The organism is Pusillimonas sp. SM2304 (assembly GCF_031628915.1).
Classification (GTDB): domain Bacteria; phylum Pseudomonadota; class Gammaproteobacteria; order Burkholderiales; family Burkholderiaceae_B; genus Pusillimonas_C.
The window spans coordinates 1,130,171-1,154,590 of the sequence record NZ_JAVLUJ010000002.1 but is presented as its reverse complement, the minus strand read 5'-3'; the positions used below and the strand labels follow the sequence as shown (position 1 = coordinate 1,154,590).

At 63.1% G+C, this 24,420-nt stretch carries 18 protein-coding genes; 7 read left to right on the top strand and 11 right to left on the bottom strand.

Annotated elements, in window-relative coordinates:
- Positions 1-18: 18 nt before the first annotated feature.
- Genes RE432_RS14415 through imuA form a run of 3 tightly spaced genes read right to left on the bottom strand, consistent with a single transcriptional unit; the run spans position 19 to position 5,295 of the window.
- The gene (locus RE432_RS14415) at positions 19-3,141 is read right to left on the bottom strand and encodes an error-prone DNA polymerase (protein ID WP_310934104.1); all 3,123 of its coding nucleotides are present in this window, start codon (positions 3,139-3,141) and stop codon (positions 19-21) included.
- Between the two features lie 8 nt (positions 3,142-3,149).
- A complete protein-coding gene (locus tag RE432_RS14410) occupies positions 3,150-4,631 on the bottom strand; it encodes a DNA polymerase Y family protein (RefSeq protein WP_310934103.1) in 1,482 nt (493 codons plus the stop codon).
- The gene (imuA, locus tag RE432_RS14405; RefSeq protein WP_310934102.1) at positions 4,561-5,295 is read right to left on the bottom strand and encodes a translesion DNA synthesis-associated protein ImuA; all 735 of its coding nucleotides are present in this window, start codon (positions 5,293-5,295) and stop codon (positions 4,561-4,563) included. Before imuA ends, RE432_RS14410 begins: the two co-directional genes overlap by 71 nt.
- A gap of 123 nt (positions 5,296-5,418) precedes the next feature.
- Here imuA and ypfH point away from each other — a divergent pair, with 123 nt between their 5' ends.
- Entirely contained in the window at positions 5,419-6,198 is a 780-nt protein-coding gene (gene ypfH, locus RE432_RS14400) for an esterase (RefSeq protein WP_310934101.1), read from the top strand.
- Here ypfH and RE432_RS14395 read toward each other — a convergent pair whose 3' ends face one another.
- From RE432_RS14395 to RE432_RS14380, 4 genes are all read right to left on the bottom strand, one after another.
- Entirely contained in the window at positions 6,199-6,996 is a 798-nt protein-coding gene (locus RE432_RS14395) for an NRDE family protein (RefSeq protein ID WP_310934100.1), read from the bottom strand. It abuts the gene before it with no gap.
- Positions 6,997-8,052: a D-alanyl-D-alanine endopeptidase gene (gene pbpG / locus RE432_RS14390; RefSeq protein ID WP_310934099.1), complete on the bottom strand. Its 1,056-nt coding sequence runs from the start codon at positions 8,050-8,052 to the stop codon at positions 6,997-6,999. It lies immediately after the preceding gene.
- A 248-nt stretch (positions 8,053-8,300) separates the two neighbouring features.
- On the bottom strand, positions 8,301-9,302 hold the full coding sequence (locus RE432_RS14385) for a tripartite tricarboxylate transporter substrate binding protein (protein WP_310934098.1): 1,002 nt from the start codon (positions 9,300-9,302) through the stop codon (positions 8,301-8,303).
- Between the two features lie 58 nt (positions 9,303-9,360).
- The gene (locus tag RE432_RS14380; protein ID WP_310934097.1) at positions 9,361-10,431 is read right to left on the bottom strand and encodes a tartrate dehydrogenase; all 1,071 of its coding nucleotides are present in this window, start codon (positions 10,429-10,431) and stop codon (positions 9,361-9,363) included.
- 118 nt (positions 10,432-10,549) lie between these two features.
- On the opposite strand from RE432_RS14380, the gene RE432_RS14375 reads away from it, so the two are divergent.
- Positions 10,550-11,458 (top strand): LysR family transcriptional regulator, encoded by a 909-nt coding sequence (locus tag RE432_RS14375; RefSeq protein ID WP_310934096.1) that lies wholly within the window; start codon positions 10,550-10,552, stop codon positions 11,456-11,458.
- A gap of 24 nt (positions 11,459-11,482) precedes the next feature.
- On the opposite strand, the gene RE432_RS14370 is transcribed toward RE432_RS14375, so the two are convergent.
- Positions 11,483-12,766: an MFS transporter gene (locus tag RE432_RS14370; RefSeq protein WP_310934095.1), complete on the bottom strand. Its 1,284-nt coding sequence runs from the start codon at positions 12,764-12,766 to the stop codon at positions 11,483-11,485.
- Positions 12,767-12,784: 18 nt separating this feature from the next.
- On the bottom strand, positions 12,785-13,801 hold the full coding sequence (locus RE432_RS14365; RefSeq protein WP_310934094.1) for a LysR family transcriptional regulator: 1,017 nt from the start codon (positions 13,799-13,801) through the stop codon (positions 12,785-12,787).
- A gap of 209 nt (positions 13,802-14,010) precedes the next feature.
- Between RE432_RS14365 and RE432_RS14360 the strand changes: the two genes are divergently transcribed.
- The 4 genes from RE432_RS14360 (at position 14,011) to RE432_RS14345 (ending at position 21,111) form a co-directional block, all read left to right on the top strand.
- Entirely contained in the window at positions 14,011-15,216 is a 1,206-nt protein-coding gene (locus tag RE432_RS14360) for an efflux RND transporter periplasmic adaptor subunit (protein WP_310934248.1), read from the top strand.
- Between the two features lie 18 nt (positions 15,217-15,234).
- A complete protein-coding gene (locus RE432_RS14355) occupies positions 15,235-18,417 on the top strand; it encodes a multidrug efflux RND transporter permease subunit (RefSeq protein WP_310934093.1) in 3,183 nt (1,060 codons plus the stop codon).
- Between the two features lie 19 nt (positions 18,418-18,436).
- On the top strand, positions 18,437-19,909 hold the full coding sequence (locus tag RE432_RS14350; RefSeq protein ID WP_310934092.1) for an efflux transporter outer membrane subunit: 1,473 nt from the start codon (positions 18,437-18,439) through the stop codon (positions 19,907-19,909).
- Positions 19,910-20,061: 152 nt separating this feature from the next.
- Positions 20,062-21,111, top strand: coding sequence for an AI-2E family transporter (locus RE432_RS14345; RefSeq protein ID WP_310934091.1), 1,050 nt, complete (start codon positions 20,062-20,064; stop codon positions 21,109-21,111).
- A gap of 44 nt (positions 21,112-21,155) precedes the next feature.
- On the opposite strand, the gene RE432_RS14340 is transcribed toward RE432_RS14345, so the two are convergent.
- Complete coding sequence (locus RE432_RS14340; RefSeq protein WP_310934090.1) at positions 21,156-22,085, bottom strand: YicC/YloC family endoribonuclease; 930 nt, start codon at positions 22,083-22,085, stop codon at positions 21,156-21,158.
- Positions 22,086-22,186: 101 nt separating this feature from the next.
- Between RE432_RS14340 and rph the strand changes: the two genes are divergently transcribed.
- The gene (gene rph / locus RE432_RS14335) at positions 22,187-22,936 is read left to right on the top strand and encodes a ribonuclease PH (protein WP_409079859.1); all 750 of its coding nucleotides are present in this window, start codon (positions 22,187-22,189) and stop codon (positions 22,934-22,936) included.
- A gap of 114 nt (positions 22,937-23,050) precedes the next feature.
- Here rph and RE432_RS14330 read toward each other — a convergent pair whose 3' ends face one another.
- A complete protein-coding gene (locus tag RE432_RS14330) occupies positions 23,051-24,403 on the bottom strand; it encodes an MmgE/PrpD family protein (RefSeq protein ID WP_310934089.1) in 1,353 nt (450 codons plus the stop codon).
- Between the last annotated feature and the right edge of the window lie 17 nt (positions 24,404-24,420).

Sequence of the window (24,420 nt, the reverse complement as noted above, 5' to 3'; positions counted from 1 at the left end):
TGGATAAAGAGTTTCATTTTAATGGAAGTTTCGGCTGCGGGTCGGCAAGGCGCCCAGCAGATGGCTCAAGTCCACCAGCCGGCTGGCCATCAGGTGGGTTACGCCTTGATGGCTTTGCCAGACGCCATAGACCCCCAGCAACTTGGCCGTGACCAGCACCGCGCGCTGGCGTTCGGCAAGACGGGCATGGACGATGACATTGACGTTGCCGGTCTCGTCTTCAAGGGTCACGAATATCGTGCCATTGGCGGTTTGGGGGCGCTGCCGGCCGGTGACGATGCCGCAGGCCCTGGCCAGCCGCCGGTCGGGGTAGGAGCCGGACAGCGTCGCGGCCTGAACGAATTGCCGGGCTTGCAGGGTGGCGCGCAACAAGGCCAAAGGGTGCCGTCCCAGCGTCAGCCCCATGGATTGGTAGTCGGCGTTGATGCTCTGGCCTTCAGTCAGGGCGGGCAAGGCCGGGAGTACAGGGTCGGGAATCGGCGTATTGCGCAGCAGGCCAGGAAGTGTTTGGCTGGCTGCCTGCCAGCGTGCCAGGCGGCGATGCCCAGCCAGCGAACTGAGCGCATTGGCGGCGGCCAGGGCGTCCATGGCATGGCGGTTCAGGCCGGCCCGGGAAGCCAGATCGTGCACGCTGGAAAAAGCCCGCTGTTGGCGCGCGGCCTCAATGCGCAGGCCAGCTTCTTTCGGCAGGCTTTTGATCTGGTTCAGCCCCAATCTGACCGCGGGGCGTGTTCCCCTGGCTTCAAGGCAAGCCTCCCAGGGGCTGACGGCAACGTCGATGGGCAAGACAGCGACCTGATGGCGCCTGGCATCTTGCACCAATTGACTGGGTGAATAAAAGCCCATGGGTTGCGAGTTCAGCAGCGCGGCCAGAAAGGCTTCGGGCTCATGATGCTTCAGCCAGGCGCTGATATAGGCCAGCTTGGCGAAACTGGCCGAATGGCTTTCAGGAAACCCATATTCTCCAAATCCTTCCAGCTGTTTGTATATTCTTTCCGCGAAAGACGCCGGGCACCCCTTTGCTTTCATGCCATGGATGAGGCGGTCGCGGAAGGCGTCCACGCCGCCCTTGCGCCGCCAGGCGGCCATGGAGCGGCGCAACTGGTCGGCCTCGTCCGCGGTGAAGTCGGCCGCCACCATGGCAATTTGCATGGCCTGTTCCTGAAAGATCGGCACGCCCAAAGTGCGTTCAAGCACTTTGGCGATTTCGGGCGTGGGGCTGTCGACTTCTTCTTTTTTCTGGCGCCGGCGCAGATAAGGGTGGACCATGCCGCCCTGGATGGGGCCTGGCCGGACGATGGCTATCTGGATCACTAAATCGTAAAAGGTCGCGGGCTTGAGGCGGGGCAGCATGCTCATCTGGGCACGCGACTCGATCTGGAAAACGCCGATGGTATCGGCGCGCTGGATCATGTCGTAGGTGGGCTTGTCGTCCGGAGGAACATCCTGCAAGGTAAATGCCCGGCCCCGGCGGCACGCCACCATTTTCAGGCAGCGCTGCAGGGCGGACAGCATGCCCAGCGCAAGCACATCGACTTTCAGCAACCCCATGGTGTCCAGGTCGTCTTTGTCCCATTGGACGATGCTGCGGTCGGGCATGGCGGCGTTTTCGATGGGGACCAGCCGGCACAGCTTGTCGCGCGCAATGACAAAGCCGCCCGGGTGCTGGGACAGGTGATGGGGAAAGCCTATCAGCGTTTGCGCCAGGCCGGCCCACAACTGGGCAATATGCGTGTCGGCATCCAGTCCGTGTTCCGCGATTTTCTCCAGTAGGCTCTGTTTGCCGCCCCAGTAATGAAAGGCTTTGGCGACCCGGTCGATCAGATCGGGGTCCAGTCCCAGCGCCTTGCCGGTATCGCGCAGGACGCTGCGGGTACGGTAAGTGGTGACTACCGCAGTCAGGGCTGCCCGGTCCCGGCCGTACTTGCGATAAATGTACTGGATGATTTCTTCCCGGCGCTGATGTTCGAAATCGACATCGATGTCGGGAGGCTCTTTGCGGGCCTGGCTGATGAAGCGCGCGAACAGGGCATTGCCGTTTTCGGGATTGACCTCGGTAATGCCCAGGCAATAACACACGGCGGAATTGGCGGCCGAGCCTCGGCCCTGGCATAGTATGCCGTGTAATTTGGCGAACCGGACGATGTCGTACACCGTTAGAAAATAAGGCTCGTACTGGAGTCCGGAAATAATCGTCAGCTCGCTTTCCAGCTGAATCCTGACCGGTTCGCTGATCCCGCCGGGATAGCGCTTGCGCGCGCCCGCAAAGGTTTCCTGGCGCAGATAACTGCTTGGACTCATGCCCTGCGGAACGATTTCCCTGGGGTATTGATAGCGGATTTCTTTCAGGTCGAAGCTGCAGAGCCGGCTCAGGAAAAGGGTTTCCGCCAAGGCATGGGCAGGATATATATTGGATAGCCTGAACCGGCTGCGCAGATAATGCTCCGCGTTGGGTTTGAGCGCATAGCCGCATTGTTGCAGGGGTTGCTTCAGGCGAATGGCGGCCAGCGTATCGTGCAGCGGCTGCCGGGATCGCACATGCATTTCAACGTGCCCCGCGGCCAGCAGCTTGAGCCGGAAAAACCGGGCAGCGGCTTCAAGCGTGGCCTGGTGCTGCGCATCGGCATGCCGGTGGTGCAGGCACAACCCCAGCCATAGCCGGCCCGGGAAAGCGTCCTGAAGCGGCGGTATCTGTTGCTGCAAGGCGTGCGGCTCGATACCGTAGGCGGGTTTGAATATGGCCAGGCAATCGGGCATGCCTTGCAGGTGTTCATGACCGGGGGGCGGATGGGTGATGTCGCGCAGGCTTAATTGATATTGGCCTTTTTCGCTGCGCCGGCGGGCCAGGGTAATGAGTTCGGACAGATTCCCGTAGCCATTCAGATTGCGGGCCAGAAGAATGATCTCGGTGGCGCCGATGGCGAAGCGGCTGCCGATGATCAATTTGATGTCGTGCCGCTGGGCCTCGGACCAGGCGCGCACGACCCCCGCCAGCGAGCATTCGTCGCTGAGCGCCAGGGCCTGGTAGCCCAGCTCGGCTGCGCGGGCGACCAGTTCTTCCGGGTGTGAGGCACCGGTCAGGAAAGAAAAATTCGAGACGCAGTCCAGCTCGGCGTAAGCAGGTGGGACAAGGGTAGGCATCAGGGGAGTCAGCCGAACAGGCCGTGCAGAAACCAGCCGCTGTGCTGGTTTTCACGCTGCCGATAAAGCCAGTAGCGTGCGCCGTGCCGGTCTTGCGCAATAAAGTAATCGCGCTGGTCGTGTCCCGAGGCATTCCACCAGCCGCTTTCCAGCCGCTCAGGCCCTTGTACAAGGCGCAGCGGCTCGTTGTCATGAATAGGGCGGTTATTGGCCGTGGCCAAGGCGACCGGCCGGGGCAGCAGCCAGAAAGGTCGGGAGTGCAGCGTCAGGCGGGGCGGCAGGCCAAGGGGGGGCTTTGCCGTTGCGGCCCCCATAGGGCCCCAGAGATTGGCGTGTTCGGGCCGATAGTCTGCCGCAGGCTGGGCATGCAGTACACGGTCGCCTCCCAGGCGGGCACGCAAAAGATCCAGCAGACGGTGTTCCTGGCGCATCCATTGGGCCGGTTCGGGAAACAGGCCGGCGCTGGCCGCGGGCCGGGCCGTGGTGGTGTTGACCGACAGCGTAATGGCGATGACCGCTGCGCCCAGGCTCAGCGCCTGAACCTGTTCTTGCAGCACACTTAAAAAATCTTCCGGCAACCAGGCTTTTTCCGACAAGCGCAAAACCATGGGGGTAGGCGGCCGGGCATGGCGGCCTTTCTCGTGATGCAGAAGAAATTCAAGCACCTGGGTGGCGCGGTGGCGCGCCTGCAGCCAGCCGCATAACTGTTCTATGAGCCGTCTGGAAAAGGCCAGCACCGCATGGCTGTGCTCCAGGCGCTCGATCAGGTCGATGCGTTGCGAAAAGACATCGGGCGCCTGGAACCAGTTGAAGCCATAAGCGCTGGCGCCGTAGGCCGCATCCAGTTCCTGCACCAGCAGGGGACTGCTGCGCTGCTGCAAGCCTGCCCTGGGCAGGCCGCGCAGTTGTGACAAGCTGCGGCATCCGATGCCGTCCAGCCAGGCGGCATAAGGACGGGCGGCGGGCAGCGCCTGCGGGGGAAAAAGGTCAAGGCGGCGGCGCAGGGTATGCAGGCCAAGGCAGTGGCGCTGCGCGCTGGACGTCTGGCTGGCCAGAATCCAGGCGCCCAGCGCCGTGGGCGCCATGCCGCTGCGGGCGTTCACCCCCATGCTTTGCAGCGTCAGGCGTATGCGGCGCAGCAGCGTGCGCGGCCCTTTGAACAGATCAAGGCTGGCGCTGACCTCGAGCACGATGGATTGCGCTTCAAAAAAAGCCACATTGGGGGTGTACTGCAACAGGCCCAATGCCGTGTCATGCAGATGCTGTTGCCTGGCGGCGGGACGGTCGGCCGCCAGTTCGATGCCGGGAACCAGGCCCCGCAGCGTGCTTGACCGCATGCCGGGCCGGACGCCTTGGGCCTGCGCGGCGGGCGTGCAGGCGCATACCCGGTCTTGTTGCAGGACGGCAGCCGGACGGGGGTCAATCGGCCACTGCGGAAAACAGACGTCCAGGCTGAGCGTGGGCAGATACAGGCTGATCCAGAGGGACATGGTGTGGAAGCGCGCTGGGCTTGGCCTGCGCAGAAGGAAAGGTAATGAGCACCGGCTTGGCGGAGCAGGGCCCGCGGCGTTTGACAATGTGGGCCTTGATGCCTTGGGGACAAGGCGTCAGGCGCAGGCGCAGAGGCGCGGCGCTGGCTTGCTGCGCTGCGGCTTGCGGACGCAGCAAAACGAACAAGGCATCGGCTTGCTGGGCGATCAGGTGCAGGCGCCGCAAGGCGGCCAGGCGAACATGGCTCGCCCAGCATACTACGGCCGCGCAGGCATTGTGCTTAAGGATTTGCTCGGTTGCCCACAAGGCGTCGCTGGCGCTTTGCGGGTGGATGCACAGCAAACGGTGGTTTTCAAGCCGCCAGTTCTTCCAGCAATGAAAATAGGGGATATAAGGCGGATGAACCAAGGCAATGCTGCGTTCGGCATCCAGCCGGGCCAGGGCCGGCTGCAGCAGAAAGATTTCGCCTATGCCCGGCTGACTGGGCATGAGCTCAATCAGCGCGCCCGGGGGCCAGCCCCGGCCCGGAAGCTCGGCATCCAGCGCGGCAAACCCCGTTGAAATAGCGCTGCGGCTTGAGCAGGCCAATTGGGTGGCCCGCCAGACCGCAGGATGTATGCGTTCGGGGTGCTGCAGGCAAGCGGGACGGACGGCAACAGCCATATGAAAAAAACCTGGTTAATACTGTATAAATACACAGTCAATATAGCGCAAAATTTATTCGGCTGCCTATCTGGCGTACAATTTTCCACATATAAGCCAGGTTTATCCGAGAGTCCGTACCGCATGGCCACCAAGCCCGATTTTCCCGATCCTTTTGTTTTTGTACCCAGGCAAGGTAAGCCGCAGTTGCTGTTCGTCCTGCTGCATGGGGAGTCTGCCGGCCCCGAACAGTTAATGCCCTTGGCCGATGCCTTGAAACAGGCATTTCCGCTGTCGCTGGTGGTCCTGCCTTACGCTTTCGAGCCGGCGGACTCCAAGGGTTCGGCCACCGGGGGCGATGATGCGGCAAGCTATTATTGGGTCGACCCCGTTGGCCTGGATCAAGCCAATTATGCCGGCCGGGTCGCGCAAAAGCTGCCGGAACTGATCCGGCTGATCCGCCAAATCCAGGAAAAATACCAGCTATCGGGGCAGCAAACCGCGCTGGCGGGATTCTCCCAGGGCGCTTCCATGGCGCTCGAGGCCTGTCATGCCCAGCCGGATCTGGCTGGCCGTGTCCTGGCCTTTTCCGGCTTGTATGCCAAACCGCCCGCCGATGCGCCGCCCGCCACAATGCTGCATTTTTTTCATGGGGCCGGCGACCAGCAAGTGTCGGTCGACGAGGTCGAGTCGACCTTGGTTCGCCTGGGCGAGCTGCAGGGCGATGCCACCCTTGATGTCGCCTCGCGGATAGGGCATGAGCTGCATGACGCCCTGATCAAGCAGGCGGTTGTACGCCTGCAGACATGTGTTCCCTTGCGTAATTGGGAAGCCGCGCTCGGCGCCCTGGAAGCGCAGGCGCGCGACCCGCACAACGCGGCGCCGCCGTCCCTGCCCATCCAGGCAGGCAGAACGCTGCACTGATCAGCCGGTATGCGGTGCCAGGGCTGGCTTGATCTGAAACGGCCAGTCATGCCGCCGGGTGGGCATGCCGGCGGGATCGTAGCTGATTTCGCTGAAGATCGCGCGTCCGCTGGCATGCACCGCAATGACCGTCGAACAGCGTGTGCCGTAGCTGGGGCTGACAATGAACGGACTGCTCAGCAGCCGCTCGCGCGCCAGCGGCAGGCCCGTATCGGGCAAGTCATGATCCTGTGCGGGCGTGCCGTCTTTAAGGATGTCGAAAATCGGCGCCAGCGATGCGTCCAGTTGCTCCAGCGGAAAGACATCCAGCGCCAGACGCAGGCGCTGGGCCTTGGGCCAGGGTGTATCCAGCAGGTGGTTCGACATAATGTAGCGGCCTGGCGCCAGGTGCGTCGGCCCGGGCCGGCCATCGCGATTGCCGGTATAGCAGGCTAGGCCCAGGTCGCCGACAATCAGGTTGAATCCGTTATAGGCGGCGCCTGCGTCATGAACACGGCGGGCATACGCTTCGGGTGATTCGTCTCCGGTCAGGTATTGGCTGACCAAGTGTCCGCGCGAAGGCGCGTTGGCGAGGACGCGGGATGGGTCGCGATAATTGGTGACCAGCGCGAAGCGCCCTTGCCGTGTCAGGCCCAGCCAGCTTCCCTGCGCCTGGCAGTCTATGCCCGCAATGACATCAGGATGCGCCGGCCACGGCGCGGCGGGCAGGCAGGGGCGGTCATGGAATTCGTCGCGATTGGCCGCAATGAACAAAGGCCAATCGGGATGTGCGGAAATGGCCAGGTAAGCAATGCACATTCAAAGCATGGCCAGGCTGTTGTCGTTTTCGACCAGCGTGCGAATGCGTACGGCATCGCCGATACGTGAATAGCGGCCGGTGGAATTGAGCAGAACGATGGCCACATCGCGCTGGTCGATGCGGGTGAGCATGACCAGGCATTCGCCCGCTTCATTGATGAAGCCTGTTTTGGAGACCTTGATATCCCATTTGGCGTTTCTGACCAGGCGGTTGGTATTGTTGAATACCAACTGGCGGCCGCGCCCCACCGTGACTTCATACTTGTCGTCGGTGGTATAGCGGTGGATCAGGGGCTGTTGGCTGGTGGCCCGCAACAGCTTGACCAGGTCCCTGGGGGTGGACACGTTGTCGCTGGACAGGCCGGTGGGCTCGACAAAATGGGTGTTGCGCATGCCCAGGGCGCGCGCCTTGTCGTTCATGGCGCGCACAAAGGCGGGCATGCCGCCCGGGTAATAGCGGCCCAGTGCATGGGCCGCCCGGTTTTCCGAGGACATCAAGGCCAGGTGCAGCATGTCGGCCCGGCTAAGTTCTGTGCCGACGGGCAGGCGCGAGCGCGAATAGCGCAGGCGATCGACATCGGCGCTGGATATAGTCAGCATTTCGTCCATGGGCAGGTCTGCCTCGGCCACGACCAGGGCGGTCATGAGCTTGGAAATGGACGCAATGGGGCGTACTTCGTCGCTGTTTTTGTCGTACAGGACGTCGGCGCTTTCCAGGTCTTGCACAAAGGCGACTTCGGAGCGCAGGGCGGCCTGGTCGGTCAGCGGCTGGATCCGGTCAGCTTCCGCCGAAGGGCGGTGCACCACGATGTCGTCGCGGTTCGGATTGCGTACGCCTACCCGGACCTGAGCGCCCGAGGAGGACGAGTTGGCATAGTTGACGGGCCGCAGGTTCTGGCGCTTGACGATACGGGTTTGCTGCGCGGTCTTGGCGGACTGCTCTGCATGAAGCGAGCTGGCCTGCGCAGGCAGGCCAAGGCTGACGGCCAGCGCAAAGACAGGCACGACAGCCTGCGGCAGGAAGCGAAAGCGTGGTGGATTCCAGGTAGAAGGCATGGCCGACCCATCAACGTATTTTTGATTTGTCAGATAGTAGCAGAAAAAAACAGCGTTATATTAGGTAGTTACAACATTCTTTTAAGTTTTTTTTTAACTCTCCGGCATAAGCTGGCGGAACAATGGATTTTTTACTGTGCATAAAAACAGTAAAAGGCCGGCCCAGCAATCAAGCGGGACGGCCTTTTTTTAACGTGATGCCTCTATCCGGGGCCATCCCCCTGGCCCGGGGATGAATACCAGCGGCTTCAATTGACGGTAATGTTGGCCTTTTTGATGACCTCGGCGAAGCGCTTGGTATCGTTGTCGATCTGGGCGGCCATCTCGTCGCGCGAGTTTCCGATGGTTTCGGCGCCGATCTTGGACATTTTGTCGCGGAAGCTGTCCGACTTGATGATCTTGACCATTTCGGTGTTCAGCTTGTCCAGCACATCGGCCGGGGTGCCCGCCGGGGCGAGCATGCCAAACCAGGTGCCCAGGTCGAAGTCGTGCATGCCCGATTCGTTCAGGGTCGGCGTATCGGGCAGCGCCGATGAACGCTTGGCCGTGGTGACGGCCAGGGCGCGCAGCTTGCCGGCCTGGATGTGCGGCAGCACGGGCGTGACGGTATCGAAGGACATGGCCACCTGGCCGCCGATCAGGTCAGTGGTCAAAGGGCCGCTGCCCTTGTAAGGCACGTGCAGCAGCTCGATGTTGTTTTGCATGGCGAACTGCGTACCGATCAAGTGCTGCAGGGTGCCGTAGCCATTCGAGCCGTAGGCCAGGCTGGTGGTCGCCTTTTTGGCAAGCTCCACCAGTTCGCCGGCTGTCTTGGCCGGCGTATTGGCGGCATTGATCACCAGCACATTGGGTACCAGGGCCACGATCGTGATCGGGTCGAAGCTTTTCTGGAAATCATAGGACAGCGTCTTGTAGACGCTGGTGGCGATCGTGTGGTGAACGGCCCCCATGAGCAGCGTATAGCCGTCGGGCTTGGCGCGCGCGACGATATCCGCGCCCAGGGTGGCGCCGGCGCCCGGCTTGTTCTCGACGATCACCGTTTGGCCCAGCGACTTGGACAGCTCGTCGCCCAGCGCGCGCGCCAATACATCGGTGGTGCCGCCCGCGGCGAAGGGAACGACCAGGCTGACCGGTTTCTCGGGCCAGGCCTGCGCCAGGGCCGGCGCCGCCGACAGGGCGAGTACGCCAGCGCCCGCCACCGAACGGCGGGCTATTTTTTCCAACAGGCTTTTTATATGGATTTTTTGCATTGTTGTCTCCTCTTTGGTTTGATATAGGCGCCATGGGCGCTTTGAGTGCCGCTGTGGATCAGTGTTGTGCAATCCGGCTGCACATGGCGTCGGTCACGGCAGCCGTTGTCGCGCTGCCGCCCAGGTCGCCGGTATGCAGTTCGGGCCGGGAGGTGATATCTTCCAGCGCCCGCATGACGCGCTGGGCCGCAGCCGTTTCGCCCAGGTGCTCCAGCAGCATGACGGCCGACCAGAAGGTGCCGACGGGGTTGGCCAGGCCTTTGCCCATGATGTCGAAGGCGGACCCGTGGATAGGCTCGAACATGGATGGATAGCGCCTTTCGGGATCGATGTTGCCGGTGGGGGCGATGCCCAGGCTGCCGGCCAGCGCTGCCGCCAGGTCGCTCAGAATGTCGGCGTGCAGATTGGTGGCGACGATGGTGTCCAGCGAAGCGGGCCGGTTCACCATGCGGGCGGTGGCGGCGTCGACCAATTCCTTGTCCCAGGCCACATCGGGAAATTCCGCCGACACCTGCCTGGCGATCTCGTCCCACATGACCATGGCATGGCGTTGGGCATTGGATTTGGTAATGACAGTCAGCAGTTTGCGCGGGCGCGATTGCGCAAGCCGGAAGGCGAAGCGCAAGATGCGTTCCACACCGGCGCGCGTCATGATGGATACATCGGTGGCCGCCTCGATAGGGTGCCCTTGATGCACCCGGCCGCCGACGCCCGAGTATTCGCCTTCCGAATTTTCGCGGACAATGACCCAGTCAAGATCCTGGATGGCGCAGCGCTTGAGCGGCGCATCGATGCCCGGAAGAATCCGGGTGGGGCGGACGTTGGCGTACTGGTCGAAGCCCTGGCAGATCTTCAGGCGCAGGCCCCACAGGGTGATGTGGTCGGGAATGTCCGGATCGCCGGCGGAGCCGAACAAAATGGCGTCTTTATCGCGCAGGGCATCCAGGCCGTCTTCAGGCATCATGACGCCATGCTTGCGGTAGTAGTCGCCACCCCAATCGAAGTCCTCGAATTCGAAGGCGAAGGAACCGTCCGCCGCCGCTACGGCCTCCAGCAGTTTCTGGCCTGCGGGTATGACTTCCTTGCCGATGCCGTCTCCGGGGATGGTGGCGATGCGATATGTTTTCATCCAATGCTCCTTGTGCAATGCTTGGCTTTGCTTGAACTATAGGAGCAATCCGGGCCACAATAAGAAGCTGGCGGTGAAACCAGTGTTAACTTTTATTCAATAATCAAAAACGGTTTGCATGACTTCCGGGACCCATCCGTCCGAGCTGGCTTTTTTTTCGGTGATTGCCTCATCGCCGGGGCTGGCCGCGGCGGCTCGCAGCCTGGGCGTGACGCCGCCCGCGGTCAGCAAGCGTCTTGCGCAGATGGAGGCGCGCCTGGGGGTGCCCCTGGTCATACGCACCACCCGGCGCATGCGGCTGACGCCCGAAGGCGAAATCTACCTGGCGCACGCGCGCCGCATCCTGGCCGAAATCGATGACATGGAACAGTTGCTGGCGGATTCGGTGGCTGCGCCCAAGGGCATGCTGCGCGTCAATGCCTCGCCGGGTTTCGGACGCAGCTATATTGCGCCGTTGGTATCGCGCTTCATGCTGACGCATCCCGAGGTGCAGATCCAGTTGCAGTTGTCGGTTGATCCGCCGGCATTCAGCAGCGACACCTTCGATGTGTGCATTCGTTTTGGCGAGCCGCCCGATGCCCGCATCATTGCCCGGCGGCTGGCGACAAATCGCCGGCTGCTGTGCGCCTCGCCCGCTTACCTGGCGCGCCATACGGTTCCCAGCACCCCCAAAGACCTGGAAAAACACCATTGCATCGGCATACAGCAAGGCGACGAAGCCTATGGGGTATGGCGATTGACGACCGAGCGGGGCGGCAGCAAAACCACCGAGCTCGTGCGGGTGCATGGCACGCTCAGCACCAACGATGGGGAAACCGCCGTGAACTGGGCGCTGGATGGCCACGGCATTTTGATGCGTGCCGAATGGGATATTTCACGTTATCTGAACAGCGGACGCCTGGTGCAGGTGCTGCACGAATACCAGACGCCCGATGCCGACATCTACGCCACTTATCTGCAAAAGCATCAGCTGTCGACGCGTGTGCGCGCTTTCGTGGATTTCGTTGCGCTGTCGTTTCAAAGCTAGGCGCCTGATGCCGGCGCGCGCCGTCTAGGCGCCCACCGGCACGCCCGCAGGGCCGGGGCCGCGCCTGGCGCGATAAAGCAGGAACCCGATAATGCTGATGTTCAGCAGATTCCAGGCAATGCCGTTGAGGAAGGCGGCCTGGTAGGAACCGCTAAGGTCGAAGATGGCGCCCGACATCCAGCCGCCCAGGGCCATGCCGAACAGGGTGGCCATCAATACCGTGCCGACCCGGGCGCCGGCTTCCTTCGGCGCGAAATATTCGCGCACGATCAGGGCGTAAGCCGGCACGATGCCGCCCTGGAACAAACCGAACAGCGCCGAAATGACATAAAGCGACACCAGGCCTTTGCTGGGCAGGAACATCAACAGGGCGATGCCCTGCAGCAGCGAACCCAGCAGCAGCGTTCGAAGCCCGCCGATATGGTCGGAAATCCAGCCGGACGCCAGCCGGCTGATAATGCCCAGCCCCAGCATCAAGGCAAGCATTTCCGCGCCGCGGGCCGCCCCGAAACCCAGGTCGCCGCAATACGCGACGATATGCACTTGCGGCATGGCCATGGCCACGCAGCAGGCCACGCCGGCCACGCACAGCAGGCCCTGCAAGGCGCCTGGCGTAAAGCCCAGCGGGCGGGAAGGGTCTGACCGGGCGGCTTCCAGGGCGAATCGCGCCTTCGGCCGCGAATGGGTGCTGGCGGCGCCGGTTTTGACTGAAGGGGGGCGCCGGCGATACACCAGCGCCAGCGGCAGCATGGTGGCCAGGCAGAATATGCCGATGCCCAGATAGGTCTGGCGCCAGCCCACCGTGTCGATGAAGTGTTGCATGATGGGCGGCCAGACCGCGCCGGCCAGGTAGTTGCCGCTCATGCAAATGGCCAGCGCGATACCGCGCCGGCGCGTAAACCATTGCGACGTGTCGGCCACCAAAGGCGCAAAGCTGGCTGCCGTGCCCAGCAGGCCGATCAGCAGTCCTTGGGCCAGATTGAATTGCCACAGGCTGCCCGCCGAACCGGCCAGGATGAACCCCGCGCTGATGCCCGCCGTGCCGATCACGATGGGAACCAGCACGCCGAACCGGTCCGACAAGCGGCCCATGAGGATGCCGCCCAGGCCGAAGCCCAGCATGGTCAGCGTATAGGGCAGGGAAGCGTCGGAGCGGCTGACATCGAACTCGGCCTGAATCTGCGGCAGCACCACGGTGACGGAGTACATGCCCGATCCACCTATGGTCATCAACAGCAGGGAAACAATAAGCCGTGTCCAGGCGTAGGGTGTTTCAGTCTCTTGGCTCGATGGGGCTGCAGTCGTCATGAGTGGTCTTGGCTACGTTTAGAAAACGCTTTCCTCCAGGCTTTCCTGTTCGAGCATGTTGCGGACAGTATGCGGCGGTTTGGATGCGGTGGCAAACGTGCATTCGTTATTAAAGGGCATGCCATGGCAGCCGCTCAGCAGGGGGCAGCGCTGGAACAGCTCGCTGATCCAGTCCACGAAAACACGTACTTTAGGCGAAAGATGCCGGTTGTGCAGATACACCGCTGAAATAGGCATGGGCGGCGGCGTCAAGTCCGTCAGGATTTCGCGCAGGGCGCCGGACTGCAGGTGGGGCGCCACCATATAGCGCGCAGGCTGGATCAGGCCGAAACCATTGACGCCGCACTGGACATAGGCTTCGGCGTCGTTGACCGATACGATGCCTTTGACGTCGACATTGACGGCCTTGCCATCGCACATAAAGCTCCAGTCGATAATCTTGCCGGTCCGGGCCGAAAAATAATGCACCGCGTGATGCTGCGCCAGGGCCTCGATGTCTTCAGGAATGCCATGGCGTTCGATATAGGCGGGCGCCGCGCAGGTGATGCTTTCGAAGGTGCCGATGCGCTTGGCGACCATGGTTGAATCTTGCAGTTCGCCGACCCGTATGGCGCAGTCAACGGCTTCCTGCACCATATCGACGGGCCGGTCGCTCATGCCGATAGCCAGTTCGATATCGGGGTAGCGCTGGTGAAATTCGCACAGGGCGGGAATCAGTATCAGCCGCCCGATGGACGGCGGAACGTCGATGCGCAGGCGGCCTTTGGGCCCGCGCGTGACATCGTGGAAAGAGGCCTCGGCGTCTTCGACATCGGCCAGTATCCGCATACAGCGCTCGTAATAGGCCGCGCCGTCGGGCGTCAGGCTGAGCCGCCGCGTGGTGCGGTTAAGCAAACGCACCTGCAGCAGTTTTTCCAGATTCTGGATGATGGTGGTGACGCTGGCGCGCGGCAGCCCGAGACTGTCCGCGGCGTGCGTGAAACTGTTGGCGTCGACGACGCGGGTAAAGACCTGCATGGCCTGGAAGCGATCCATAAGGACTCCGGAAAATATACCGCGCCGGTGACGCGGCGTTCAGCGCATTCGGGTTGATTGTTCTGGATAAGCGAATAGTGTTAGCAAAAAATAGATATTTATCGATTTTTCCAAAGAGTCAATAATACGCTCACTTTTCCATAATTCATATCGCGTTTTTGCATTCATGCAGGTTTTCGGCAAAAACGCATCACCCCAAGGATGGCATGATGTTTATATTGCGTAAACGGTACGCGGCGGCGGCCGTTGCCGCGGCGTTTGTCGTGGGCGGCGTCGCGGCCGTGCGTTCGCAGGCGGCGCCGGAGCCGGCCGCCACGGCGGCGGAGCAGGCTGTGGCGGTTGACGTGGCGACCGTGTCCAGCCGGCAGATCACCGACTGGCATGATTATTCCGGCCGGCTGGAAGCGGTCGACCGCGTCGAGATCCGCCCGCTGGTGTCGGGCACCTTGATGCAGGTGCATTTTACGGACGGCGCGCTGGTCCAGAAGGGGGATGTGCTGTTTACCATCGACAGGCGTCCTTACCAGGCGGCGGTCGACCAGGCGCGCGCCCAGGTGGCGGCGACGCAGGCCCGGGCGGCCTATACCGCGACCGAACTGGCCCGCGGCAAGCGCCTGCTGGCCAGCAATGCCATCGCCAAGCGCGACTACGATGAAAAACGCAATGCCGCCAGAGAGGCGGCGGCCAATCTGCAGGCAGCCCAGGCCATGCTGACGTCGGCCGAACTGGACCTGGAACATACCCGGATTGTGGCGCCGATCGCGGGCCGGGTGTCGCGTGCCGAAGTGACGGTCGGCAATGTGGTCGCGGCGGGAGCCGGCTCGGCCCCCCTGACGACGCTGGTGTCCGTGGCCCGCATGTATGCCTCGTTCGATGTGGATGAACAAAGCTTTCTGAAGTTTGTGCATCCGGCGCGCGCGGCCGGCGGCGCGCCGGTGTCGGTATCGCTGGGGCTGGCCAGCGAGGCGGGCTACCCGCGCCTCGGCGAACTGGCTTCGGTGGACAATCGCCTTGACACCTCGTCGGGCACCATACGCGTGCGGGCGGTCTTCGACAATGCCGACGGTGCGCTGGTGCCCGGCTTGTATGCACGCATCCGGCTAGGCGGCGGAACACCGCACGAGGCCGTGCTGATTGATGAAAAAGCCATCGGCACGGATCAGAACAAGCGCTTCGTGGTGGTGGTCGACGATAGCAATACAACCGCTTATCGCGAGGTCAGCCTGGGCGCGAACCGGGAAGGCTACCGGGTGATCGAATCGGGCCTGCGCAATGGCGAGCGCATTGTGATCAACGGCTTGCAACGTATTCGCCCGGGGGAGCCTATTACCCCCAGATCCGTTCCGGCGCCGGAAACGCCCAAGCTGGCGGCGGCCGGCGCGGCGCCCGTGCCGGGCCCGGACGACAACTCCTAAACGCGTTTCTGGATTCCCATGAACATTTCCAAGTTCTTTATTGATCGTCCTATCTTCGCGGGCGTGCTGTCGGTGCTGATCCTGTTGGCGGGCAGCCTGGCGGTGTTCCAACTGCCGATCTCCGAATACCCTGAAGTGGTTCCGCCTTCAGTCGTGGTGCGCGCCCAGTATCCCGGCGCCAATCCCAAGGTGATTGCCGAGACGGTTGCCGCGCCGCTGGAAGAGTCGATCAACGGCGTTGAAAACATGCTGTACATGCAGTCCCAGGCGAACAGCGATGGCAACCTGGCGGTCACCGTGAATTTCCATCTGGGCATGGACCCGGACAAGGCGCAGCAGCTTGTGCAGAATCGGGTCGCGCAGGCGCTGCCCCGCTTGCCGGAAGATGTGCAAAGGCTGGGCGTCACCACGGTGAAAAGCTCGCCCACGCTGACCATGGTGGTGCACCTGATCTCACCGGATGACCACTACGACACCACTTACTTGCGCAACTATGCAGTGCTGAACGTCAAAGACCGCCTGGCACGCATTCCAGGCGTGGGCGAGGTGCAGATATGGGGCGCGGGCGATTATTCGATGCGTATCTGGCTGGATCCGCAGAAGGTGGCCCAGCGCGGCATGACGGCCAGCGATGTGGTGGCTGCCATTCGCGAGCAGAATGTACAGGTGGCGGCGGGGGTGATCGGCGCTTCGCCCAGCCCGGCCGATGTCGCGCTGCAACTGTCGGTCAACACGCAAGGGCGGCTGCAAAGCGAAGAGGAATTTGCCGGCATCATCCTGAAGACATCACCCGACGGGGGCGTCACTCGCCTTGGCGATGTGGCGCGTGTCGAGCTGGATGCGGCCGAGTACGGCCTGCGCTCTTTGCTGGACAACAAGCCTGCCGTGGGTATCGGCATCATGCAGTCCCCGGGCGCCAACGCCTTGGCGGTGTCCGATGCGGTACGCGCCACCATGGACGAGCTGTCGGCCGATTTTCCGGCATCGCTGTCCAGCAGCATTGTCTACGATCCCACCCAGTTCGTCCGTTCCAGCATCAAGGCGGTGGTGGTGACCCTGCTGGAGGCGATTGCGCTGGTGGTGCTGGTCGTGATCGTCTTTCTGCAAACCTGGCGTGCGTCCATTATTCCGTTGCTGGCCGTGCCGGTGTCGATCGTCGGCACGTTTGCGCTGATGCTGGCGTTCGGCTACACGATCAACGCTTTGTCCTTGTTCGGACTGGTACTTGCGATCGGGATTGTGGTGGATGATGCCATCGTGGTGGTGGAAAACGTCGAGCGCAATATCGCCGACGGCTTGAGCCCGCGCGACGCGACGTATCGCGCGATGCGCGAGGTCAGCGGCCCCATTATCGCGATCGCGCTGACGCTGGTTGCGGTGTTCGTGCCGCTGGCCTTCATGACGGGCCTGAGCGGACAATTCTTCAAGCAGTTTGCCATGACGATTGCGATTTCCACCGTGATCTCGGCCTTCAATTCCCTGACCTTGTCGCCGGCACTGGCCGCCTTGTTGCTGAAAGGACATGGCGAGCGGCCCGATGCGCTGACCCGGGGGATGAATCGTCTTTTCGGGGGCTTCTTCAAGCGCTTCAACCGCTTCTTCCATCGATCTTCGGAAAGCTATGCTCGCGGGGTGTCCGGGGTGATCGGCCGCAAGGCGTCGACCATGGGCGTCTATCTGGTGCTGCTGGCCTTGACGGCGGGCGTCTCGTACATTGTGCCGGGCGGCTTTGTGCCGGCCCAGGACAAGCAGTACTTGATTAGCTTTGCCCAGTTGCCCAGCGGGGCCTCGCTGGACCGGACCGAAAGCGTGATTCGCCGCATGAGCGACATCGCCCTGAAGCAACCCGGCGTGGAAAACGCCATTGCCTTCCCGGGCTTGTCCATCAACGGCTTCACCAACAGCTCCAGCGCCGGCATCGTGTTCATTGCGCTGGCCCCCTTCGACGAGCGGCGCAGCGAGGCCTTGTCGGCCAATGCGATCACGGCTGCGCTCAACGAGCAATTCAGCGGCATTCAGGATTCGTTCATTGCGGTGTTCCCGCCGCCGCCGGTCATGGGCCTGGGAACGGTGGGCGGCTTCAAGCTGCAGCTCGAAGACCGCTCGGCCCTGGGCTATGCGGCGCTGGATGCCGTGGCGCAGGACTTTCTGGCGGCGGCCCGCAAGGCGCCCGAGCTGGGGCCGGCATTTTCAAGCTATCAGATCAATGTCCCCCAACTGGATGTCGATCTGGACCGCGTGAAAGCCAAGCAGTTGGGCGTGCCGGTCACGGAAGTCTTCGATACGATGCAGATCTATCTGGGCTCCCTGTACGTCAATGACTTCAATCGTTTCGGCCGTGTCTTTCAAGTCCGGGCACAGGCCGATGCGCCGTACCGCGCGCAGGCGGACGACATTCTTCAGTTGAAGACGCGCAACCGCTCGGGCGAGATGGTGCCCTTGTCGTCGCTGGTGACCGTGACCCCCAGTTTTGGCCCGGAAATGGTCGTGCGCTATAACGGTTTCACCGCCGCCGACATCAACAGCGGTCCGGCGCCCGGCTATTCTTCCGATCAGGCCCAGGCGGCGGCCGAGCGCATCGCGGCCGAGGTCCTGCCGCGCGGCGTCAAGTTCGAGTGGACGGATCTGACCTATCAGCAGATTCTGGCAGGCAATGCAGGCATCTGGGTGTTTCCCATCAGCGTGCTGCTGGTGTTCCTGGTGCTGGCGGCGTTGTATGAAAGCCTGACGCTTCCGCTGGCGGTGATTCTGATCGTGCCCATGGGGATACTGGCGGCGCTGGCCGGCGTATGGCTGACGGCGGGCGACAACAACATCTTTACGCAGATAGGCCTGATGGTGCTGGTGGGCCTGGCTTGCAAGAACGCCATCCTGATCGTGGAGTTTGCGCGCGAACTGGAACTGCAGGGCATGGCGACGGTCAAGGCGGCGATCGAGGCCAGCCGCCTGCGCTTGCGGCCGATCCTGATGACATCGATCGCTTTCATCATGGGCGTCGTGCCGCTGGTTCTGTCGACCGGAGCCGGATCGGAAATGCGCCATGCCATGGGGATCGCGGTGTTCTTCGGCATGCTGGGCGTCACGCTGTTCGGTCTGTTCCTGACGCCGGTCTTCTATGTGCTGCTGCGTTCGCTGGGCGGGCGCAGCCTGCATTCAGCCACGCAGCACGAAGCGCCGGTCCCGGCCACTCATGAACATTAAGCGTTATTGGATGAACACAATGATCAAGTCTTTACGATTCACGCTGTCTTTGGGCATGCTGGCGCTGGTACTGGCCGGTTGCGCGGTAGGGCCGCAATACCAGCGGCCGTCGGCCAGTCCGCCGGATGCTTTCAAGGAAGCAAGCCTGTCGCCCGAGGCCGCCCAACGATGGAAAGCGGCGCAGCCCGCCGACGACCTGGAGCGCGGCCGCTGGTGGGCCATCTTCAAGGACGCCGAACTGGATGCGCTGCAAGAGCAGGCCATGTCCGCCAACCAGGACCTGAAAGCCGCTGCCGCGCGCGTGGCTCAGGCGCGCGCCTTGCAGCGCAACGCGCGGTCGGAATGGTTCCCCGACCTGGATGCCGGTTTTGGCCCAACGCGCCAGCGGGTGTCAAATGCCTCGCGCGGCCTGCCCGACAATGCGCCCAATTCGCCCGAAACCTTGTGGCGCGCCCAGGCCGGCGTATCTTATGAGGTGGACCTGTTCGGACGGGTGGCCTCGTCTGTCGATGCCGCCACCGCCGATGCGCAGCAAAGCGCAGCCTTGTTCCAGTCTGTCCGGCTTGCCCTGCAAGCCGATGTGGCGCAAGGCTATTTTCTGATCCGGCGCCTGGATGCCGAGCAATCGCTCTATCAAGGCACGGTGGCGTTGCGCCGCCAGTCGCTTGAGCTGGTGCAGCGCCGTTATGACGAAGGCGATATCAGCGAGCTGGATGTCGCGCGTGCGCAATCTGAGCTGTCCTCGGCGCAATCCGAGTCGCTGGGCATTGCACGCGAACGCGCCGTTGCCGAGCATGCCCTGGCCATATTGCTGGGCAAGCCGCCTGCCGAGTTCGCCGTGGCGCCGCGCCCCCTGGCGCGTGTGGCGGTCGAGATTCCGGCGGGTCTGCCATCGTCATTGCTGGAGCGCCGCCCGGACATCGCCGCCGCCGAGCGCGCCATGGCGGCCGCCAATGCGCGTATCGGCAGCGCCCAGGCCGCCTTTTTTCCCAGCCTGAATATCACGGGCGCGTTTGGCTACGAGTCTGCGCAACTGGGGGATTTGCTCCAATGGAGCAGCCGCGCCTTCCTGCTTGGCCCGTTGATGGGAACCGCGCTGACCTTGCCTATTTTTGATGGGGGCCGGCGCCAGGCGGGGCTGGATCGCGCCCGCGCCCGCTATGAAGAAGAAGTGGCCGTCTATCGCCAGACCGTGCTGAGCGCTTTCCGGGAAGTCGAAGATGGTTTGTCCAGCCTGCGCATCCTGGGCGACCAGACCGACGTCCAGGATGACGCCGTGCGCGCCTCGGCGCGGGCGGCCGAGCTGTCGCAGATCCAGTACCGTGAAGGGTCGGTCAGCTACCTGGATGTGATCGATGCGGACCGCATGGTTCTGCAGCAAAAGCGCGTGGCGGTGCAGCTGGACGGATTGCGGGCGCATGTGGCGGTGGACTTGATCAGGGCGATAGGCGGCGGGTGGGGCGAAACCAGGCAGAGCGACGTGCGGTCATAGGGATGCAAGGGTGGTGTTGAGCCCGAATTTGAGGGTAAACCGCACTACTGCGGCGCGGGTACTGGCGGTTTTTCGTGATATCGTCCTAGCCTTGCGTCCGTTTTTCAGTAGGCGTTTTCCTTCATTCAAATCAACACCTCGGCCCTATTGCCATGCACCCTGTTTTGCCCGCCTTCCTGATCGCCCGCTGGCTGCTTGTGCTGCTTATTCTGATCGGCTTGTATTTTCTGAGCGGCTTCCTGGTGCCCGTGCTGGCCGCGCTGATCATCAGCCTGGCCAGTTGGCCCCTGTATCAACGCCTGTTGCGGCGTTGCCGCGGGCATAACGCCTGGGCGGCGTCTTTGGCGCTGGTCATTGTGATCATCGTGCTGATTGTGCCGCTGTCGCTGGCCCTGAGCTATGCGGTGCAGGAGGCCAGTAATTTCATCGCCTGGGCGCTGGCCGCCAATCGGCATGGCATGCCGACGCCGCCCTGGATACTTGCGCTGCCCATCGTGGGCGAACGGCTGGCCGAATATTGGGTGACCTATCTGGGCGAGCCGCATGCGCTGGGCGAAATGGTCGAGATCGTCAGCGGCGAGCATCTGGGCAACATCTACCGCATGCTGCTGTCGGCCACGGGCGACGTCTTCCGGCTGTTGCTGGGGGTGGTGTTCATGCTGATCACCCTGTTTTTCGTCTATAAGGACGGGGCCCGCATCCTGGGGCAGCTGGACATCGTGGGCGACCGGATCCTGCCGGGCCGTTGGCAGCGGTTTTCGCGGGTCGTGCCGGCCACCGTCAACTCCACCGTCACGGGCATGGGCCTGATTGCGCTGGGCGAAGGGGTTGTGCTGGGGGCCGCTTACTGGGTCGCGGGCGTGCCTTCGCCGGTGTTGCTGGGGGTTGTGACGGGATTCATGGCCTTGATTCCGGGCGGCGCGCCCTTGTCTTTTTCCCTGGTGTCCCTGTATTTGGTCGGCTCGGGCAACGCCATGGCCGGCCTGGGCCTGTTCATCTGGGGAACGGTCGAGCTCTTCATCGTCGACAAGACCTTGCGGCCGCGCCTGGTGGGCGGTCCGGTCAAGTTGCCTTTCCTGCCGACTTTTTTTGGCCTGGTCGGCGGTGTCAAGACCATGGGGCTGGTGGGCCTGTTCGTGGGGCCGGTGCTGATGGCCTTGCTGGTGGCGATCTGGCGGGAGTGGATACACGAAGACCGCTGACCCTGTTGCGGGCTTCAGCGTGTTCGTAGAAATCCGGCGGCGGACTATTCGATGTTCTGCGCCTGTTCCCGCATTTGTTCGATCAGCAGCTTCAGGTCGATGGCGGCGCGTGTCACGCTGAGCGAGCCGGCCTTGGAGCCCAGGGTGTTGGCTTCGCGATTCATTTCCTGGAACAGAAAATCCAGCCGCTTGCCGGCGCTGCCGCTGCTTTTGCCGCGCTTGCCTTGACTGGATGGGCCATCGTTGAGCAGGTGGTCCAGCTCGGCGATATGCGAGCGCAGGCGGGATAATTCCTCGGCCACATCGATGCGCAGGGAAAACAGCGAGGCTTCTTGCGCAATGCGGGCCGATAATTCAGGGCCGCTGATGTGCGCATAGCCTTCCGGGCTGGCGGCAGCCAGGGCATCGCGCAGCCGGGCGGCGATTTTTTCCTGGTGCTCGGCCAGCAGCGTGGGCAAGTCCTGCTCTACCTGGTCGACGATGCCGGCCGCTTCGCGTGCGCAAGCGGTCATCATCTGGGCGAGCCGCTGGCCCTCGCGTTCGCGGGCTGCCTGCAGTTCCGCCAGGGCAAGATGCGTGGCTTCCTGGCACATGGCCGTCCAGATCTCGGGGTCGAATGCCGTGGCGTTGCCGCCGGAGCCGCTCAGCAGCTCGGTCAGGCGAGGCGCCGCCACGTCAGGAATCAGGCGTCGCGCGGCGCTTAATTGCTCGGCGATGCCGGACAAGTAGGCCTCGTCGAGCTGGGCCTTGTCCAGGCTGTCACGGCGCGTGTAGCTGACGCGGATATCCACCTTGCCGCGTTTGACGGCCTGGCCCAGTTGTTCGCGTATGAGGTTTTCCGCCATCCTCAGTTCTTCAGGCAGCCTGAAATTGATGTCCAGGAAGCGGCTGTTCACGGTACGGAATTCAATGGCAACGCTGCCTTGCGGGGATTCGGCGCGTGCGTTGCCAAAAGCGGTCATACTGCGGATCATGCGTGGTTCCTGTTTTTGAGCTTTAATCGCTTATTGTATGATGCCGCGTCTTCGTGGCGCGTTTCGCACATGTGCCGCCCTCTGATCTTATGGAGTATGTTTTGCCCGAGTCCAGCCTTTCGCTTTCGTCCACGCCTGTTCGCCCGTCGGGCCGCCTGATGGCCCAGTTGCGGCCCGTTTCCATTGAAGTCGGCTATACACGGCATGCCGAAGGCTCTGTGCTGATCAAGGCGGGCGACACACATGTGTTGTGCAATGCCAGCGTGCTCGACAAGGTGCCGCCTTTCCTGAAAGGCAAAGGGCAGGGCTGGGTGACGGCCGAATACGGCATGTTGCCGCGCTCCACCCATACCCGGTCGGATCGCGAAGCCGCGCGCGGCAAGCAAAGCGGCCGTACACAAGAGATTCAGCGCCTGATCGGGCGCAGCCTGCGCGCGGTGTTCGATCTGGCCGCGCTGGGTGAACGCACGCTGCATCTGGATTGCGACGTGCTGCAGGCCGACGGGGGCACCCGTTGCGCCAGCATTACCGGCGCCTGGGTGGCCGCGGCGCTGGCGGTGCGCGCCCTGGCCGAGCGCGGCGAACTGGCGGGCAAGCCCTTGCTGGATCAGGTGGCGGCCGTCTCGGTGGGCCTGGTGAACGGGCAGGCCGTGCTGGATCTGGACTACGTTGAAGACGCGGGTTGCGGCGCAGACATGAATATTGTCATGACGGGCGCCGGACACTTTGTCGAAGTGCAGGGCACGGCCGAAGGCCAGACCTTCCAGCGCGAAGCCCTGGACGGGCTGCTTGACCTGGCGCAGGGCGGCATCGAGCAATTGCTGGCGGCGCAAAGGCAGGCGCTGGGCTGAAACCGCCCGCCGCCTTGACGCTATCGGTACATATTGAACAGGCCCCGCCCAGCGGGGCCTGTTCTGTTTTGCCAGGCCGGGCAAAGGCCAGGCCAGGTCCCAGGCCAGCAAGCTTCAAGCCAGGTAATGCCCGACCTGTTCCGCGTCGGCTTGCCGCCATACCTTCTGGATGATGGACTGCACTTCGTCGGCGGTGGCCGCGTTGCGGTAGACGCCCAGGCGCAGCGCCTTGTCTTCAAGCTCTTCGCGCGACAGGGTATTGCCCGGATCGCCTTTGGGTTCGTCGACCCGGCCCGAGAGCGTCCGGCCGTCGCGGGTCTGCAGGGTGACCTTGCCTATCCACTGGGCCGGGTAGGCGGTATCGACTTCGGGGTCGAGCACCATCTTGACGCGGTCGCGGAAGCCCGCGACAGCCGGGTCGTTCAGGGCGGCGTCGAACTCGGGCAAGCCCGCGCGGCCATGCAGGGCGATCAGGCCAAGCACGGTACCCATCGAGAATTTGGACTGATGCACGCTGGTGGGGTGGGTGACGGGCCCCAAGACGTCGATGGCGCCTTGATGCACCTGGGCTTCGACCGAGGCAATGTCGTCGGCCGACAGCTTGTGTTGCTGGACGATTTGCAGCAAGGCGTCGGCGGCGGGATGGGTGTGGCGGCACGAGGCATGAAACTTGAACGAGGTTTCAAGCACGGTCCAGCGCGTGCCCAGGCCGTCGGTCAGTTTGGCCGGGTCGGCATCGCTGGACATGCCGGCGGCCAGGCCTTGCGGGCCTTCCAGTATGTGGCGCGCGCCGGTGAAGCCTTCGTGGGCCAGGTAGGCGGCGATCAGCCCGTTGACGGCCGCCTTGGACGTATGCAGTTGCTTGGAGTCGGCCGCGTCGCGCAGGAATTCCCACAGGCCGGCAGCCTGGGTCCCGGCCGACCCCAGCGCATGCAGCATCTGTTCATTGTTCAGGTGGAGCAGGCGGCCCACGGCGACCGCCGCCGCCAATGCGCCGGCCGTGCCGGTGGTATGGAAGATTTTATAGTGCGATCGGCCCAGGAATTCTCCTACCCGTATGCCTGTTTCGTAGCCCGCGACCGAGGCGACCAGCAAATCCTTGCCTGAGCGGCCCAGGGCCTGGGCGACCGCAACGGCCGCGGGGAAAACGACCGCCGCGGGATGGAAAACCGATCCGTTGTGCACGTCGTCCTGCTCGACCATATGGGCCGAGGCCGCGTTGACCATGGCGGCAAACAGGGGGCTGGTCGAGCGTCGGGTCACCAGGTTCTCGGATGGGCCGCTGGTGGGGCCCATGGTGTCGGCAAAACGCGCAATGGCCTGGACGGCCCGCGCGCTGGAACCGGCCAGCGCCGAGGCCAGGTAGTCAAGCAAAAGATCCTCGGTGCGCCGCAGCACCGCAGGGGGGATGTCTTCGTAGGCAAGCTGGGCGGTAAATTCAGCAAGTTCGGCGCTGGGGTGGCTCATAGTCGCGTCCATGACAA